Origin of the sequence: Kitasatospora cystarginea, assembly GCF_039533515.1 — a bacterium.
In the GTDB taxonomy this organism is placed as follows: Bacteria; Actinomycetota; Actinomycetes; order Streptomycetales; family Streptomycetaceae; genus Kitasatospora; species Kitasatospora cystarginea.
This window is the reverse complement of sequence record NZ_BAAATR010000010.1, coordinates 87,382-100,441: the sequence shown is the minus strand read 5'-3', so window position 1 is coordinate 100,441 and position 13,060 is coordinate 87,382. Positions and strand designations below refer to the sequence as shown.

Below are 13,060 nucleotides of genomic sequence, written 5' to 3'. Positions count from 1 at the left end.
GGCCTCTGCTACTCCATCGACTGGCGTTGGGACGTCTATCACCAGGACTGCTTCCAGGAGAACAGCGTCTGCGTCACCACGGTTGAACTGCACGGATTGACCGGAGCCCGGCAATCACGGTGCGGTCGGGTCAGCCCTCGGTCGTGGCGGTGGTGGGGACGAGCAGGCTGTCGAGAAGTTCGGCCTGGCCGGTGATGACGCCGCTGAGGATGGCCCGCGCGACCCGCAGCAGCTCGGCGACCTGGGAGCTGGTGAGGCTATAGTACACGGTGGAGCCCTCGCGGCGGGAGGCCACGAGCTTGGCCCGGCGCAGGACTGCGAGCTGCTGGGACAGGTGGGACGCCTCGACGCCGACTTCGGGCAGCATCTCGGCGACCGCGTGCTCGCGCTCGCTGAGCAGTTCCAGGACCCGGATGCGCACCGGGTGCCCGAGTGTTTTGAAGAACTCCGCCTTCAGCTGGTACAGCGGTGCGCCGACCACGGGAGGCGTGGCGGGGGTTTCGGCGTTCACGGGCGTCACCGTCTCCATCGGGCCCAAGCAAGGCAGAACATCATCAATTACTGACCTTAGCAATCACGCAAGTACGCCATCATCGGGCCGTGGGTGGTCAGCGCCGACCGGCAGTCGCCAGAGAGCGGTGGGCGTCCACGATCACGCCCTCACCCGCGGCGTTGAAGCCCACCAGGGCGGAGATGTCGATCACGGCCGCACGGAAACACCGGGCGACGGCCCAGTCGAACGCGCCCTGGAAGCGGTGGGCGGCCTGCTCGCCCAGAGAGTCGGTCAGGTACAGGACCCCGATGCCGTCCGCATCCTCGAATTCCCGCTGGATGCTCACCACCACCCTCGAGCACCACACCCAGGGTGACGATGAGCATGCGTGCGCACTCCGCGACCAGCGGAGCCGGACAGGAAGACGGAGCGCCCGCACCACACATGCGGGCACCGCCTACCCGGCGCAGGGAGACACACGCCACCCCGCGCCGAGAACGGAGCAAGCGGCTCAGCCGCGCGGCCTTGCGGTGAGATACGCATTCCTCCTCCTGCCCTGGCACACAGTTGCCAACATCAGCAACTGCTAAGGTCGTCATGTGGTGCTCCCGGAAACGGCTGCCACCGGGTGGCCGCCCCGCAAACACCGACGACGGGGTGGCCACCTCGGCAACAGCTCCACCACCGCACCAGCTGCGCGGATGTATCCGTCCGGCTCCACGGTGAGGTCACCGGTGACCATGGACCAACTGGCCCGTGCTCTGGGACGCGGATGGCCGCCCCGCACCGTCGGGCCCAGGCTCCCGCGCAGCCGCCACGCGGCATTGGGCGCTTCCCGCGTCCGCTCGCACTGCCCGCCTGCGACATCCTGCCGGTGTTGGCGGGGCTTGAGACCGGGCGGCTCGTCCACCCCGGCATCGTGCGCAACCTGCTCCGTCCTGCGCCACCTTGTCGACGACGGACAGCTCGTCCTGCGGGTCCGCTCGCGCTCCGCGCTCCCGGGCGGGGCGTTCGCCAGGCGCACCGCCCATCCACGACTCACCCGGCGGCCCGGCACCAGCCGAACAGCGCGGACCGGCTACCGGGACGGCGACGCCGGCGGCCCTGAGGGCAACGCCAGACTCACCACTCTCACTGGTGTGAGCGTGCCGGCGGATCATGTCGGACGGACAGACCGCCGGTCTCGAGTGGCTCCAGCGCGTTCGGCTCGTGTTCGCGGCCAGATCGGCGGCGTCGGCCGCGCGCAGGCCGTAGCCCAGAAGCGCCCGCATCGGCCACGAACGGCTCACTGGATACGACACCCCGGCGAGTCCTGCCGAGACTGTGACCATGAGACCCCTACGGGAGCATCTCATCCGATGACTTTCCCGGACCAGCGCATTCCCCACCCGGAAGGCCACACCGCGGGCCGGGCCGGCTGGCTGCGTGCCGCCGTCCTCGGAGCCAACGACGGGCTGGTCTCCGTTGCCAGCATCATGGTCGGCATCGCGGCTAGCGGAGCGAGCACCTCCGCAGTGGTCACCGGCGGTCTTGCCGGGCTGTCCGCGGGTGCAATGGCGATGGCCGCAGGTGAGCACGTCTCGGTCAGCTCGCAGGTCGATGTCGAGAAAGCCGACCGCGCCAAGGAGGCCCGTGAGCTCGCCGACGCCCCGGAAGCCGAGCTCGCCGAACTCACCGCCATCTACGAGAGCCGCGGCGTCCCGCCGGCGCTGGCCCGACAGGTCGCCGAGGCCCTCCAGGAGGCCGACCCGCTCCAGGCCCATCTGCGCGACGAACTCGGCCACAGCGAACACACCACGGCCAACCCGGTGCAAGCCGCCCTCGCCTCCGCCGCCAGCTTCCTCACCGGCGGAGCCGTCCCCTTCCTCGGCCTCCTCGCCCCCACCGCTGCACGGCTGTGGCTGATCGTCGTCGTCACTCTCTGCGGTCTGGCCGCTGCCGGCGTGCTGGCCGCCCGTACGGCAGGCGCAGGCGTGCTGCGCCCGGCTCTGCGGGTGGTTCTCGGCGGCGGGCTCGCCATGGCCGTCACCGCGGCCGTCGGCCAACTCGCCCACACTTCGGGCATCTGACGTCCCTCGTCCCGAACCGGTGTCGCCCAAGTGCGCGGCCGGGGCCGAGCCAGCGGGGTACCAGGACAACCCGGTTCAGGGCCGGGGCCGTCGACCACTCAGGGAGACATCGCCGCCTGGCTCGCCAACTCATGCTCGGTCAGACCGAATTGCGTACGCTGCTCGGCAACGCGCGGGGCAAGGAGGACGGATCCGGTCGGCTGCACAGCCGCGTCGGTCGATTGGGGGTTCTCTTTCACGGTGACTCCGTCGTCTCTCCGCGGGGCTCGGTCAGGTCCGGAACAGGGCGACCTTCAGGGCATCGTGCCGCCCGGGCGAAGATGCGGGAGACCAGGACGCGGTCGCCGTCGGCCACGCTCCGTACGCCCGGGCCGGTCTCGATGACGGTGCTGACGGCTCCGTAGCCGAGGATCCGGCCGTCGGTCACCTCGGGGACGTCGCCCTCGAGGATGTGCAGGTCCATACCGCGGACGGTAACCACGTCCACCCGGACGACGGCGTCCTGCCTCTCCCGGATCACCGCATCGGGTATCTCGCCACAGATACGACGGCCCGGCCCGTGACAAGGTCGGCGCCTTCATGCCCCGATCACCTCTGTCAGCCGTCGAGCGGCCGGCACGATCACCCGCTGCCCCCTTCAGGTCCAGGGCTGTCCAGGGTGGGACTGCGTGCCGTGGGTCGGCCGCCCCTGGGAGTGGACCGGTGGGCCCAATGGGCACCGGTTGCGCGGGACGCGCCTGGTTCGGTCCTTCTAGGCTGGGTGGTGGTGTCCGGCGAGCCGCGGAGGTACCGGTGGGGAGCGCATCGGAGAGTTCGGTACCGCTGCCGCAGCTGCGGCTGGACGACCTGCTGGACGAGCTGCAGGCCAGGCTGAACGCCGCTCGGGGCGCCCGCGACCGGATCCACAGCCTGCTGGAGGCGGTGCTCGCGGTCGGCCGGGATCTGGAGCTGGCCCAGGCGCTGCGGCACATCGTGGAGGCGGCGGTGAACCTGGTCGACGCCGAGTACGGCGCTCTCGGGGTGATCGGTGAGGACCATCGACTGTCGCAGTTCGTCCCGGTCGGGGTGACCGCGGAGCAGGTGAAGCGGATCGGGGCGCTGCCGTCGGGCCACGGTCTGCTGGGCGAGCTGATCCGGCACCCAGTGCCGTTGCGGCTAGGCAAGATCTCCGAGCATCCGTCCTCCTACGGCTTTCCCGCCAACCACCCGCCCATGCGCAGCTTCCTGGGGGTGCCGATCCGGGTCCGGGACAGGGTGTTCGGCAACCTGTACCTGACCGAGAAGCGCGGCGGCGGCGAATTCGACGCCGAGGACGAAGCCGTACTGTCCACGCTCGCGGTGGCGGCGGGGGTGGCGATCGACAACGCCCGGTTGTACGCACAGGGTCGGCTGCGTGAGCGGTGGCTGGCGGCCAGTGCGGAGATCACCGGCAGTCTGCTGTCCGGAAGCTCCGAGAAGGAGGTGCTGGACCTACTGGTCGCCAGAGCGGGTGAGATCGCGGGAGCGGACCTCGCGGTGGTCGCCCTGCCCGTGCCCGACTCCGAGGAGTTGGAGGTCCGGATCGCCGTCGGGCTGTGTGAGCGGGAGCACCGCGGTCTGGTACTGCCCCTGGAAGGCTCGTTCATGGGGGCTGCGGCGCGCACCGGTGAACTGGTGGTGAGCACGAACGTGCAGCAGGACCCGCGGATCACCGCCGGGCCACCGCGCTGGCGCGGTCTGGGGCCCGCCGTGGCGGTACCGATCGGTACTCCGGAACACGGCGTACGCGGCGTGCTGATGCTGGCCCGCGCGGAAGGTGATCCGCTCTTCGAGTCCGATGAGTCGGGGCTGCTGCTGAGTTTCGCCGGGCACGCTGCGCTGGCGATGGAGCTGGCGGAGCGGCGCCGGGACTCCGAGCAGATCGCGCTACTCCAAGAACGGGACCGGATCGCCCGCGATCTGCACGACCTGGCGATCCAACGGCTGTTCGCCACCGGTATGACCCTCCAGGGCGCGATCCGCTTCATCGACCACCCGGAAGCCGGAAACCGGGTGCTGCGCGCCATCGACGACCTCGACGAGACCGCGAAGACCATCCGATCCACGATCTTCGGCCTTCGGGCCCGGGAAGCGGGACCTGCCGCCAAGGGGCTGCGCGCCAGGGTGGTGGAGGTCGTCGAGCGGGCGGCGGCCGTGCTCGGCTTCACTCCCGGCCTGCGGATGTCCGGCCTGTTGGACGTCACCGTGCCGCCGCAGATCGCGGACGAAGCCGTCGCCGTCCTCCAGGAGGCGTTGTCCAACGCCGCCCGGCACGCCGACGCGACCTCGGTGGAGGTCGCGCTGGCGGCGGACGCCGAGCTGACGGTCACCGTGACGGACAACGGTGTCGGGCTCTCTAAGGGCGGACGGCGCAGCGGGCTGGAGAACCTCGCCGAGCGGGCGGCGGCGCTCGGCGGCGCCTTCGACGCGCACGCACTCCCGCACGGCGGCACCGAAGTGCTCTGGCGGGTCCCACTGCCGCCCGAGTGAGGCCGACAGCCTCAGCTGCCGTCGACCACCAGCACCTCGGAGGCCGGCAGCCGGGGTGTGGGCGCCCCCTCCGGTCCGTAGCCGAGCCGGATGAGCATGTGGACGAAGCCCGGTCCCCGGTGCGGGCTGCGGGTCTCCCAACGCAGGTTGGGCCACTCCATCGCCTGGTGCAGCAGCGAAGCGCGCACCCCACGGACGGTGGCGGTCAGCAGGACGTGCTCCAGGGCCAGTCCGGCGCGCAGCCAGTCCATGGGATGGTCGTGCTCGGTGGCGAGCACCGCGATGCACGGCTCGGCCTCGAAGGCCTCGGGGGCCTGGTGCTCGGCGGGGTGGATGGCGGAGAAGTCCCGCATCGGCAGGTGTCCGGCGGCGTCCTGCGGGCCGAGGGCGGCGGCCGGGATGCCGTACGGTCCCCCGCCCGGCCTCTGGATCCAGCTGCGGCTTTCGCTGCGGTGCTCGGGGTCGGTGACATTGCGGCGCTCGGCCTCGGCCGTGAGGTGGAGCAATCTGGCCGTCTCCTCCCGGTCGGGGAAGTAGAGCACCGCTTCCTCCGTGCGGGCGGCCTCGACCAGTTCGTTCCGTACTGCTGGTGGGATCGGCGGGCCGGTGAACGGGGTGCGGACGGTGTGCCGGTGCCAGATCGCGTCGTACAGCTCGGCCGTCCGCGGCAGCTGTGCCCGGGACGGTTCGTCCAGGCGGACGGCGGCCAGCAGGTCGGGCTCGGCCGGGTCGGGCAGCAGGTGCACGTCGGGTGCCCAGCCGAGGTGGCGTGCGGCGGTGCGGAGGTTCAGCACCGCCGCACCGACCGAGATGTGCAGGGCACGCTGCTCGGGGTCGGTGGCCGGCAGCGACCGCTCGGGCGCGGCACGGACTTCGAGGGTGCTGGTCTCGGGCCGGAGGCGGTAGCGCCAGGGCTGGGTGTTGTGGATCGAAGGGGCGGCCACCGCGGCGGAGACGAGCTTCTCCACCGTGGCACCGTCCAGGGCCATGGCGGCCATGGCGGTCTCCCAGGGGTTGGTTGGGTCAGCCGGTGCTGGGCCCTGCTCTGAAACGCGGACGCTCCTTCGGGCTGTCAGAGGGGCCGGCACCGCCTGGAGGGGCCGGGCGGCGGGGGTTTGGGCCCGGCGGCGGAATGCTGCCGCGGCACGCGGCCGAGGTACGTGATCACGGGCTCCTTGCTCGTACCGTAAGGCGGATACCCTCTGCGCCCATGGTGCGACCGACCTGGTCGGCGGCGCTTGGGCCGTTCGGATCCATGTGCCGGGCCGCCCGGCTCAGCGCGGGTGCCCGGGGTGCTCGGCCTCGGCGTGGGCGGCGAGGACGGCCGCCTGGAGGCGCCGCTCGACGCCGAGCTTGGCGAGCATGCGCGAGACGTGGTTCTTGACGGTCTTCTCGGCGAGGTAGAGCTCCTGACCGATCTGCCGGTTGGTCTTGCCCTCACCGACCAATGCCAGGATCTCCCGCTCGCGAGGCGTCAGTTGGGCGAGGGCGGCGTCGGTGTCCGACTCGTCGTGGTGGCGCAGGCTCTCCATCAGTCTGCGGGTGGTGGCCGGGTCCAGCGTCGACTGGCCGGAGGCGACCGTCCGTACCGCGCTGACCAGGTCGACGCCCTTGACCTGCTTGAGCACGTACCCGGCGGCTCCGGCCATGACCGCGTCCAGCAGGGCGTCGTCGTCATCGAAGGAGGTGAGCATCAGGCAGGCCAATTCGGGCATCCGGTCGCGTAGTTCGCGGCAGACGGTCACCCCGTCGCCGTCCGGCAGCCGTACGTCGAGCACGGCCACCTGCGGGCGCAGCGCCGGCACCCGGGCGAGGGCCTGGGCGCAGCTGCCCGCCTCGCCGACGACCTCGATGTCGGGCTCCGCCTCCAGCAGATCACGCACCCCGCGCCGGACCACCTCGTGGTCGTCCAGCAGGAAGACGCGCACGGGCTGTACGGATTCGCTGGAGTCGGTCGTGTCCATCGCTGTGCTCCTGACCGGCGGACGGCTCTCCTACGATTCTGCGCGTCCCGGGACGCTCGCACCGCGCGGGACGCCGACACCGCCGTCATGGGCCGGGAGGCCCTGGCACGGGGCCGAGCGGCTCATGAGGCCAGGGAGGGCACCGCCGGACCGTGGGAGTGCGACGACGGACCGGCACCCCGCAGGCCGTCGAACAGGAGAAGGCAGCACGCAGCATCCCGGTGAACCCGTCCGAGTGACCGAAGCCGTGGGCCGGGATCTTCACGGGCCCGGCCCACGATGCGACCGGGGTCAGCCGTGCGGGACCACCGCGACCGGGCACCGCGCGTGGTGGATCACCGCGTGGGCGACCGATCCGAGGTGGCCTGGACGGCCGCGACCGCTCCTGCCCACGACGAGCAGATCCGCGTGCTCGGCTGCCTGGAGCAGCGCCTTGGCAGCACCACTCGGACGCACCTCCTCGATGACCTTCACGTCACCGGACGCGTGGTCACGGATCACCTGCTGAAGCTCTCGCAGTTCCTTCTGTGCCCGGACAGCCCCTGCCCAGTCAGCGCGTTGCTCCTCCGGGGAGCTCCGCCACCAGGGTGGCGGGTCCCAGGCGTGGACGACCCGTAGGTCCGCGCCGCGCGAATGGGCTGTCTCGAGCGCGAATTCCAGGACGGCCTCGGACGGGTCGTGGGCATCGATACCGGCCACGACCTGCCCGGCCGGAGGCTGCTGGTGTTCGTCCCGGATCAGGACGGCCGGGCAGTCGGCGCGTGCGGCGACCGCCAGGCTCACCGATCCGAGGAGCAGGCCGGTGAAGCCGCCGAGCCCGCGCGAGCCGAGTACCACGAGGCGGGCGTCCCGTGCCGCGGCCACGATCCCCTGCCGGGCCGGCTCATCCAGCAAGGCAGTGCACACGTTCAGGTCCGGATGGTCTGTGCGGAGGTCCTCCGCCGTGTCGGCCAGCAGACAGAGGGCTTGTCCGCGCACCTCGCTCACGCCCGGCAGTCCCGGGGCCGCACGCTGCGGCCACGGCCAGGCGTGTACCAGGCGCAGTGGTGCACCGCACCTGGCGGCCTCGTCGGCCGCCCAGCGGGCGGCGGCCAGGCTCGCGGGCGAGCCGTCTACGGCGGCGAGGACCGGCCGGTTCACGAGGTCACCGGCTCCTGGTCACCACTCACAGCGGTGAGCCGCGCCTCGGCGTCCACCACCCCGGGCACGGCCCGGACCAGGCGCTCCAGCAGGGCCTTCGGCGCCGCTTCGGGCAGCGAACCGGTGAGGGTGATCCGGCCCTCCTCGACGTGGACGTCGACAGCCGACGCGTACGCGGGCCCCAGCGCCGCGAGCAGTTCGAAGCGGACCTGCTGGGCGAGGTCCTCGTCGGTTCGCAGGTGGACCTTGAGCAGGTCCCCGCGGCTGACGATGCCTACCAGGCGGTCCTCCTCGTCGATCACCGGCAGGCGTTTGAGATGGCCGCGTGCCATCGCCCGGGCAGCCTCGGCGGTCGGGCTGTCGGCGTGCACGGTGACGGCCGGGACCGACATCAGCTGTCCGGCCGTCAGGTTCTCGGCGCTCTCCGGGGCCTGGTCCTGAGCAGTCAGCAGATCGGCCTCGGATACCACCCCGATCACCCGGCCGTCCCCGGTGAGCACCGGTGCCGCACTGATCCTCCAGCGTTGCAGGATCTCGGCGATCTCCTGGAAGCTCGTGTCGCGTCCGACGGCGATGACGGCGTGGGTCATCACCTCGCCTACGGTGTCCCAGCGCTTTTCCACGGTGTGCTCCTCACAGCTGCGGGTGGGATCGCCGGTCCCGGCCCGGGGCTGCCCTCGCGCAGGGCGCTCCAGGAGACCGGACCGAGCAGGTCGGCCAGGTTTTGCAGGACGTCCAGGAAGAGGTCGTCGATGGTCAGGACACCGGCCAGACGGTAGCCGTCCAGCACGGGCAGTCGGCGCACACCCGTACGGCGGAAGGCCCGATAGGCGGCGGCGAGGTCGTCGGTGGTGTCGAGGGTGACGACGGGGGCGGACATCAGCTCGGACACCCACGTCGCGGGGTCCGCGTTGCGTGCGAGTGCCCGGACCACCAGGTCCCGGTCGGTGAGGACGCCGTGCAGGGTGCCGCCCTCGGCCACCAGGACGCAGCCCACCGCCTCCTCGTCCATGCGCCGGGCGGCGTCCCTCGCCGTGGTGTGGGGCGTGACGGTGACCGGCGGTGCGGTCATGAGGTCGGCGACGCGCATCTCTCGGGCTCCTTCAGTCCGATTGTCACCTCGGGACGCCGGTCGAGCGGGGTCGGTGTAGCCGCCGATGACCGGCTGGCGCGGCGCGATCCGCTACTACGGAGTTGAGCTCGGGCCTGGTGATGTCGAGGCTTCTCCGGCCCAACCGCGGCCTTGCCCATGAGATGACGACGACTCGGGTGACGACGACTGCCCCGGGCGTCACTGGCGCCGGCCGGCCTGGTAGGCGTGGGGGTGTTCGAGCTGGACCTCGGTGTCGTCCTCGGTCCAGTCGAGACTCTGGTGGACCGCCACCACGCCGTCCACGGCCCGGCACAGCTGCTCGGCGATCGGTACCAGGCTCTTGCGCGGGAGCCGTCCGGTGAGGGTGACCACGCCTTCGTGCACGGCGACCTGGACGGAGCCGGGCGCGACCCACAGGGTCTGGCCGAACACGTCGTGGGCGATCTCCTCGCGGATCGCCGCGTCGTGCCGCAGGAAGACCTGGAGCAGATCGCGGCGGCTGACGATGCCCACCAGGCGGCCGACCTCATCGACCACGGGCAGCCGCTTGACCTTGTGCTTGTCCATGGCCCGGGCGGCCTCGGGTACGGACCAGGTGGCACGGGCGGTGACGGCGGGGCTGGTCATCAGGCCACCGGCGGTCTCGGCCTCCGCGCGGGCCCGGTCCTGCGGCTCCAACCAGCGGCCGGGGGTACGGCCCTCAGGGTCGGGGAGGACGGCTTCCTTACGGATCAGGTCGGCTTCGGAGACCATGCCGAGCGGGCGTTCCTGGTCGTCGATGACCGGGATCGCGGTGATGTCGTTCCGGTGGAACAACGCCACGATCTCCTTGAACGGCGTGTCCGGCCGAGCGGTGACGACCTCCTGGGTCATCACGTCGTGAACGGTGCGGTGCTGCATGGTCCTCACTCCTCCACGCATGTCCTCTACCTCACACTCTCCGCCCGGGCCGAGAGTCAGCACAGGGCCGTTCGGTCCCACTGCCGTGGCCAGACCGGTCCAGGAGACAACGACCGCTCCGGGCAGGACGATGGGAGGGCTTTCCTCTGGAGATCGCCATGACGACCGAGAGCCCTGCCCCGTACCCGAAGCCTCGGCCCGGGAACTCCGGCTCAGCCTGACCGGGAACGCTGGCGTCGGTGCGCGTCCCGGACGGCTGTGGCCACCCGGTCGACGAGTTCCGCGAGCGCCGCGCGGACCGCGGCACTGAGTCCGGGGCCGAGGCCGAAGTCCTCGCCCTCCACTGCGTGGACCACGAGTTCGAGGGGCATCCGGTCGAGCGCGGCTGCCAGGGCGACGGTCTCGCCGAGGCCCAGGCCGTGGCTGCTGGCCGGGCCGCTCGCGCACCTGGCGGTCGTCTCGGCGTCCAGGGTGTGCAGCCGCCCCGGGTGGCCCGGGTGCCCGTGCACGGTCTCGACCACGATCACGCTGTCACGGCCGGTCCAGAGGCCGAGCATCCGCCCGGGCTCGCCGTCGCTGACGATGAGCAGCGTACCCTCGGGCACCGTGCTGCTCAGCGCTTCGACGACGGCCGGTCCTGCTCCGTCGTCCCGGCGGTAGGGGTTCCCGACGCCGATCACGACCACGCGGCCCGTCACGCCCGGTCCACGGTCAGGTCGAGGAAGTGGGCTGAGCAGGAGATGCACGGGTCGTGGTTGCGGACGGCCCGTTCGCACAGACCGGTCAGCTCCTCGTCGGTGGGGGGATCGCCGGGCCGGTCCAGGCGCGCCTGCACCAGCCGCCGCAGGTCCTCCTCGATCGCCGCCTGGTTCTGGGCGGTCGGCGGGACGATCCGGGCGAAGGTGAGGGTGCCGTCCGCGTCCATGGCGTAGCGGTGGTAGAGCAGGCCGCGCGGCGCCTCGGTGGCGGCGCAGCCCTCGGCCGCGCGCGGCGCCACGTCGACATGCGGCCGGGGCGGCGGTTCGTAGGCGCCGATGATGTGCAGCGCCTCCTCGACCGCGTGCACCACTTCGACGGCGCGGACGACGATGCTGCGGAAGGGGTTGCGGCACACCGCGCCGGTGGCCGGGTCGCCGAGGCCGGCCGCCCGTGCGGCTTCGGCGGCGGTCAGGTGCAGCCAGCGGCCGCTGATGGCATAGCGGGCGAGTGAGCCGGTGAGATGGCGTCTGCCGTCCAGGCTCGATCTGAGGGCGGTGGAGTGGGGGACGTGTTCCTCCACCACGTGCTGTTCGAACTCGCCGACGGGGAACCGGCGTTGTGAGTTCGCCTGATTCGGGGTGGTGCCGTCGGCCGGGCTAAGGACGGTGGGCGCACCGGAGTCGATGGCGTACCGGCCGCTCTCCTGCATGGCCAGCAGTTCGCAGTCGATTTCCGCGTCGGGGAAGTCGAAACCGGCCACCCAGCGCACCGTCTCCAGTGCGTCGTCCCGCACTCGGCGCAACTGCTCGGCCAGCGGTGCGAGTTCGCTTCGCGTCGGTACCCGGTAGAAGCCGCCGAGCCGGACGTTGACCGGGTGGATGGCGCGGCCGCCGAGCAGCTCCATGACGGCGTTGCCGGCCTGTTTGATCCGCAGTCCCCGCTCGACGGGTCCGCGTTGCTCGCGGGCGAGTTCGACGGCGCTGGGGTGGCCGTGGAAGTCGGGGGCGTGGAGGAGGTGGATGTGCAGGGACTGGCTCTCGATCCACTCGCCGTAGTAGAGCAGGCGGCGCAGCTCGGCGAGTTGGCCGTCGACGGTGACACCGCAGGCGGCCTCGATGGCCTGGCAGGCGGTCATCTGGTAGGCGACGGGGCAGATTCCGCAGATCCGGGAGGTGATGTCGGGTGGTTCGGTGTGCCCTCGGCCGATCAGGAATGCCTCGAAGAAGCGCGGCGGTTCGTAGATCCGCAGGCGGGTGTCGGTGACCTCGCCGTCACCGATCGCCAGGTGCAGGGCGCCTTCGCCCTCCACTCGGGCGAGTGCGTCCAGGCGCAGGATCCGCTCTCCCCGGTGGCTCATCCGGTCTCCCTGTCGGTGGAGGTGTCCTGGTTGACGAGACCGGGTAGTTCGGCGTACTCGGGGGAGGCCGCGTTGAAGGTCCGGAAGACCCGCACGACGTCCCGTTCGCTCATGCCGTCGTGCTGGAGCTGGCGCACCATCGCCGGCATGTTCAGGGTGTTGGACGGCCCGAAGCAGCCGTAGCAGCCACGGTCGTAGGCCGGGCAGATGGCGCCGCAGCCGGCGTGGGTGACGGGGCCGAGGCACGGGGTGCCGTGGGCGACGGTGATGCAGGTGGTGCCGCGGCGTTTGCACTCGTAGCAGACGCTGTGCGCCGGGATGTTCGGCTTGCGTTCGGCCAGGTAGGCGGTGATCACCTCCAGCAGCTGGCGGCGGTCGATCGGGCAGCCGCGCAGCTCGAAGTCGACCGGTACGTGGGCCGAGATGGGGGTGGAGGTGGCCAGCGTGGCGATGTACTCGGGGTGGGCGTAGACGGCGGCGCGGAACTCCGTCACGTCCGCGAAGTTGCGCAGGGCCTGGACGCCGCCGGCGGTGGCGCAGGCCCCGATGGTGACCAGGCGGCGGGAGATCTGCCGGATGCGGCGGATCCGCCGGGCGTCCTCGGCCGTGGTGACGGACCCTTCGACCAGGGAGAGGTCGTACGGTCCGACGCCCTCCAGGCCGGCCGGGCCGTCGTCACCCGTACCCTCGGCGCCGGACATCTCCAGGAAGTGCGAGATCCGCACCCGGTCGGCCAGGCCGAGCAGTTCGTCCTCGCAGTCGAGCAGGGTCAGCTGGCAGCCGTCGCAGGAGGCGAACTTCCAGACCGCGAGGGTGGGGAGAGTGTCGTCGGTCATC

At 71.6% G+C, this 13,060-nt stretch carries 14 protein-coding genes; 2 read left to right on the top strand and 12 right to left on the bottom strand.

The annotated features are described in order from the left end of the window. Window positions 1-130: 130 nt before the first annotated feature. Together ABD369_RS13810 and ABD369_RS13805 are read right to left on the bottom strand one after the other, a co-directional pair. Window positions 131-511 (bottom strand): ArsR/SmtB family transcription factor, encoded by a 381-nt coding sequence (locus tag ABD369_RS13810; RefSeq protein WP_344636652.1) that lies wholly within the window; start codon window positions 509-511, stop codon window positions 131-133. Window positions 512-608: 97 nt separating this feature from the next. Beyond that, entirely contained in the window at window positions 609-839 is a 231-nt protein-coding gene (locus ABD369_RS13805; protein ID WP_344636651.1) for an STAS domain-containing protein, read from the bottom strand. Between the two features lie 1,012 nt (window positions 840-1,851). On the opposite strand from ABD369_RS13805, the gene ABD369_RS13800 reads away from it, so the two are divergent. Continuing rightward, complete coding sequence (locus ABD369_RS13800) at window positions 1,852-2,562, top strand: VIT1/CCC1 transporter family protein (protein WP_344636650.1); 711 nt, start codon at window positions 1,852-1,854, stop codon at window positions 2,560-2,562. A 235-nt stretch (window positions 2,563-2,797) separates the two neighbouring features. Here the strand turns inward: ABD369_RS13800 and ABD369_RS13795 are convergent, their stop codons facing one another. Next, on the bottom strand, window positions 2,798-3,082 hold the full coding sequence (locus ABD369_RS13795; protein WP_344636649.1) for an alcohol dehydrogenase catalytic domain-containing protein: 285 nt from the start codon (window positions 3,080-3,082) through the stop codon (window positions 2,798-2,800). A gap of 272 nt (window positions 3,083-3,354) precedes the next feature. Between ABD369_RS13795 and ABD369_RS13790 the strand changes: the two genes are divergently transcribed. Continuing rightward, window positions 3,355-5,070, top strand: coding sequence for a sensor histidine kinase (locus ABD369_RS13790; RefSeq protein ID WP_344636648.1), 1,716 nt, complete (start codon window positions 3,355-3,357; stop codon window positions 5,068-5,070). Between the two features lie 11 nt (window positions 5,071-5,081). Here ABD369_RS13790 and ABD369_RS13785 read toward each other — a convergent pair whose 3' ends face one another. The 9 genes from ABD369_RS13785 to ABD369_RS13745 all read right to left on the bottom strand — a co-directional run bounded on the left by ABD369_RS13785 (window position 5,082) and on the right by ABD369_RS13745 (window position 13,059). After that, complete coding sequence (locus ABD369_RS13785; RefSeq protein WP_344636647.1) at window positions 5,082-6,068, bottom strand: Acg family FMN-binding oxidoreductase; 987 nt, start codon at window positions 6,066-6,068, stop codon at window positions 5,082-5,084. A gap of 276 nt (window positions 6,069-6,344) precedes the next feature. Next, window positions 6,345-7,034, bottom strand: coding sequence for a response regulator (locus ABD369_RS13780; RefSeq protein WP_344636646.1), 690 nt, complete (start codon window positions 7,032-7,034; stop codon window positions 6,345-6,347). Window positions 7,035-7,325: 291 nt separating this feature from the next. After that, on the bottom strand, window positions 7,326-8,174 hold the full coding sequence (locus ABD369_RS13775) for a universal stress protein (RefSeq protein ID WP_344636645.1): 849 nt from the start codon (window positions 8,172-8,174) through the stop codon (window positions 7,326-7,328). Beyond that, entirely contained in the window at window positions 8,171-8,797 is a 627-nt protein-coding gene (locus ABD369_RS13770) for a CBS domain-containing protein (RefSeq protein WP_344636644.1), read from the bottom strand. The genes ABD369_RS13775 and ABD369_RS13770 overlap by 4 nt, the downstream gene beginning before the upstream one ends. After that, entirely contained in the window at window positions 8,773-9,264 is a 492-nt protein-coding gene (locus ABD369_RS13765; protein ID WP_344636643.1) for a CBS domain-containing protein, read from the bottom strand. Before ABD369_RS13765 ends, ABD369_RS13770 begins: the two co-directional genes overlap by 25 nt. 201 nt (window positions 9,265-9,465) lie before the next feature. Beyond that, a complete protein-coding gene (locus ABD369_RS13760; RefSeq protein WP_344636642.1) occupies window positions 9,466-10,167 on the bottom strand; it encodes a CBS domain-containing protein in 702 nt (233 codons plus the stop codon). A gap of 212 nt (window positions 10,168-10,379) precedes the next feature. Then, window positions 10,380-10,865: a hydrogenase maturation protease gene (locus tag ABD369_RS13755; protein ID WP_344636641.1), complete on the bottom strand. Its 486-nt coding sequence runs from the start codon at window positions 10,863-10,865 to the stop codon at window positions 10,380-10,382. Then, window positions 10,862-12,223, bottom strand: coding sequence for a Ni/Fe hydrogenase subunit alpha (locus tag ABD369_RS13750; RefSeq protein ID WP_344636640.1), 1,362 nt, complete (start codon window positions 12,221-12,223; stop codon window positions 10,862-10,864). Before ABD369_RS13750 ends, ABD369_RS13755 begins: the two co-directional genes overlap by 4 nt. Beyond that, on the bottom strand, window positions 12,220-13,059 hold the full coding sequence (locus ABD369_RS13745; RefSeq protein WP_344636639.1) for an NADH-quinone oxidoreductase subunit B family protein: 840 nt from the start codon (window positions 13,057-13,059) through the stop codon (window positions 12,220-12,222). The genes ABD369_RS13750 and ABD369_RS13745 overlap by 4 nt, the downstream gene beginning before the upstream one ends. Between the last annotated feature and the right edge of the window lies 1 nt (window position 13,060).

What these genes read in the sequence shown, in the direction of transcription:
- ABD369_RS13765 (WP_344636643.1), bottom strand. Translation starts at nt 9,264, where the DNA reads ATGCGCGTCGCCGACCTCATGACCGCACCGCCGGTCACCGTCACGCCC.
- ABD369_RS13785 (WP_344636647.1), bottom strand. Translation starts at nt 6,068, where the DNA reads ATGGCCGCCATGGCCCTGGACGGTGCCACGGTGGAGAAGCTCGTCTCC.
- ABD369_RS13745 (WP_344636639.1), bottom strand. Translation starts at nt 13,059, where the DNA reads ATGACCGACGACACTCTCCCCACCCTCGCGGTCTGGAAGTTCGCCTCC.
- ABD369_RS13750 (WP_344636640.1), bottom strand. Translation starts at nt 12,223, where the DNA reads ATGAGCCACCGGGGAGAGCGGATCCTGCGCCTGGACGCACTCGCCCGA.
- ABD369_RS13760 (WP_344636642.1), bottom strand. Translation starts at nt 10,167, where the DNA reads ATGCAGCACCGCACCGTTCACGACGTGATGACCCAGGAGGTCGTCACC.
- ABD369_RS13780 (WP_344636646.1), bottom strand. Translation starts at nt 7,034, where the DNA reads ATGGACACGACCGACTCCAGCGAATCCGTACAGCCCGTGCGCGTCTTC.
- ABD369_RS13800 (WP_344636650.1), top strand. Translation starts at nt 1,852, where the DNA reads ATGACTTTCCCGGACCAGCGCATTCCCCACCCGGAAGGCCACACCGCG.